This window comes from Streptomyces botrytidirepellens (assembly GCF_003721215.1).
Lineage (GTDB): Bacteria > Actinomycetota > Actinomycetes > Streptomycetales > Streptomycetaceae > Streptomyces > Streptomyces himastatinicus.
In genome coordinates this window covers 1-1,882 of record NZ_RIBZ01000479.1, presented here as the reverse complement: position 1 = coordinate 1,882, position 1,882 = coordinate 1, and the positions used below count along the sequence as shown (strand labels likewise).

Below are 1,882 nucleotides of genomic sequence, written 5' to 3'. Positions count from 1 at the left end.
CCCGCCGCCGCGCCGGACGCCACGGCGGCGGGCGGGGCCAAGGGCGTGCCGACCCCGAAGGACCTCGCGGGCCTGGGCCGAGGGCCAGGCGCCTCCGCCGCACCGCACCCGGCCCCCAGCGCCACCCTCCGCTGGTCCTCCGACAAGGGCTGGGTCGACCGCGGCCCGGGCTCCGGCGTGGGCGAGCCGCCGGAGACCGCCAATCTGCCCATGCTGGCCCAGCTCACCAGCGCCGAGCAGCGCTGGGCCGACCGCGAGGAGGACATCACCGCCGTCAGCGGCGACCCGTTCGAGGTCGGCCAGGTCTTCGCCCGCCGCTGGACCGAGCGGCTCTCCGACGCCGGCCACCTCCACCAGCTGTCGACGGAGTACCCGCGCATCCCGCACCGCATCGACGGCGAGCTGCTGCGCTACGCCGCCCGCTTCGGTCTGCTCGCCCACAAGGACGACCAGATCGACGAGCACGACCGCTATGCGATCCGGGCCGGGTTCTGGCGCGAGATCGACGTGCGCACCGCCGCCGAGCACGCCCCCGCGGGAGAGTAGGCCGGGCCCCCGCGGACGGCACCGGGTGTTTGGGCGCGTACCCTCATAGCTCGTGAGGACGGGCGCGAAACAGGCGACGGCAGGCGATGTGGTGTGCACCGTGCGCGGCCTGGTCAAGACCTATCCCGCGGCGCGTGGCCGCCGCGGTGCGCCCGCCACGCCCGCGGTGCGGGCCAGCGACGGCATCGACCTGGACGTGGCGCGCGGTGAGGTGTTCGGGCTGCTCGGGCCGAACGGCGCCGGGAAGTCGACCCTCGTACGCCAGCTCACCGGCCTGCTGCGGCCCGACGAGGGCCAGGTCCGGGTGCTCGGCCACGACCTCGTACGCCACCCCGAGCGCGCCTCCCGCCTCCTCGGCTACCTGGGCCAGGACTCCACCGCCCTGGACGAGCTGACCGTCGCGCTCGCCGCCGAGACCACCGCGCGGCTGCGCGGGCTCGACGCGCGCGCCGCCCGCGCCGAGCGGGACGCGGTGATCGAGGAGCTGGGGCTCGGCGGGCTCGCCGGGCGGCCGCTCAAGAAGCTCTCCGGCGGTCAGCGCCGGCTGGCCTGCGTCGCCGCCGCCCTGGTGGGGGAGCGGCCGCTACTGGTGCTGGACGAGCCGACCACCGGAATGGACCCGGTGGCGCGGCGCGCCGTCTGGGCCGCCGTGGACCGGCGGCGGGCCGAGCGCGGCGTGACCGTGCTGCTCGTCACGCACAACGTCATCGAGGCCGAGACCGTGCTCGACCGGGTCGCGGTGCTCGACCGGGGCCGGGTCATCGCCTGCGACACCCCCGCCGGGCTCAAGGCGATGGTCGCGGACGAGGTGCGGGTGGAGCTGGTGTGGCGCGCCGAGGCGCCGCTGCACATCCCCGGGGTCGCCGCGCTGCGGGACGCCGCGCACGCCTCCGGGCGGCGCTGGACGCTGCGGCTGCCCCCGGACGCGGCGCGCGCCGCGATCGCCACCGTGACCGGCGGGCCCGCCTTCGCCGCGCTGGACGACTTCACCCTCGCCACGCCCAGCCTGGAGGACGTGTACGTGGCGCTGGGCGGCCGTACGGAGGGTGCGGAGGGGCTGGTGAAGACATGAGGGACCGTAGGAGGGGACGGCATGCGGTGAACGCCACCGTGATCATGCCCGTAACCAAGCCCGTGACCACGCCAGACGGAAGAGGAGCAGCGCAGACGTGAGTGTCGTGCCCGCGCAGGCCATGCCCGGCATGCCGAAGGCCGGTGCGCCGGTCGAGGAGGCCGGTGGCGCCGTGCCCCGGCCAGCCGGCGCCGTCCCCGCCCCGCTCGTGGCCCCGGCGCCGCTCGCGGCCTCCGCGCGGCTGCTGCCCGCGCTGGTCGCGGT

The 1,882-nt window shown here is 76.8% G+C and carries 1 protein-coding gene and 1 pseudogene; both read left to right on the top strand.

Annotated features, from left to right (window positions below; all coding sequences use genetic code 11):
- Nucleotides 1–546 (top strand): annotated as a pseudogene (locus EEJ42_RS31760) (NYN domain-containing protein); the annotation flags it as partial.
- A 52-nt stretch (nucleotides 547–598) separates the two neighbouring features.
- On the top strand, nucleotides 599–1,618 hold the full coding sequence (locus EEJ42_RS31755; protein ID WP_123105333.1) for an ABC transporter ATP-binding protein: 1,020 nt from the start codon (nucleotides 599–601) through the stop codon (nucleotides 1,616–1,618).
- The last annotated feature ends 264 nt before the right edge of the window (nucleotides 1,619–1,882 follow it).